Consider the following 768-nt stretch of genomic DNA (forward strand, 5'->3'; position numbering starts at 1 on the left):
AGTGTCGAAAGGGGCAACCGTATTTATTGGTCACCAAGCAAGTAATGTCGAAAAGGCTAGTGTGGTAGTCGTTTCCACAGCGATTAACGAAGAAAACCCTGAAGTCATGGCGGCTCGTGAATTGCGTATTCCTATTGTTCGCCGAGCAGAAATGCTGGCTGAACTGATGCGATTCCGTCATGGTATCGCTGTTGCGGGTACACATGGTAAAACCACCACCACAGCACTAGTCACACAAATCTATTCCGAAGCAGGCCTTGATCCAACGTTTGTAAACGGCGGTCTAGTAAAGAGCGCGGGCACAAATGCGCGCTTGGGCTCTAGCCGTATTCTGATTGCAGAAGCGGATGAGAGTGACGCCTCTTTCTTGCACCTGCAACCTATGGTGAGCATCGTTACCAACATCGAAGCTGACCACATGGATACCTACGGTGGTGACTTCGAAACGTTGAAACAAACCTTCATTGATTTTCTTCACAACCTGCCGTTTTATGGCCAAGCCATTGTCTGTATCGATGATCCAGTGATTCGCGAGTTGATTCCGCGTATTAGCCGTCAAGTGATCACCTACGGCTTTTCTGACGATGCGGACGCACGTATCGAAAATTATCATCAAGAAGGTCAGCAAGGTAAATTTACAGTAGTACGTAAAGGTCGAGCTAACCTCGATATCACGCTAAACATTCCAGGCCGTCACAATGCGTTGAACGCATCAGCAGCAATAGCGGTCGCAACGGAAGACGACATTGAAGATGACGCGATTCTAAA

1 protein-coding gene is annotated in these 768 nt (G+C 48.0%); it reads left to right on the forward strand.

Going from position 1 to position 768, the window contains the following annotated elements:
* A partial coding sequence (gene murC, locus R7Q48_RS26725) for a UDP-N-acetylmuramate--L-alanine ligase (RefSeq protein ID WP_318133253.1) occupies positions 1-768 on the forward strand: 768 nt, incomplete at both ends.

The sequence above is a fragment of the Vibrio sp. 378 genome (genome assembly GCF_033339435.1).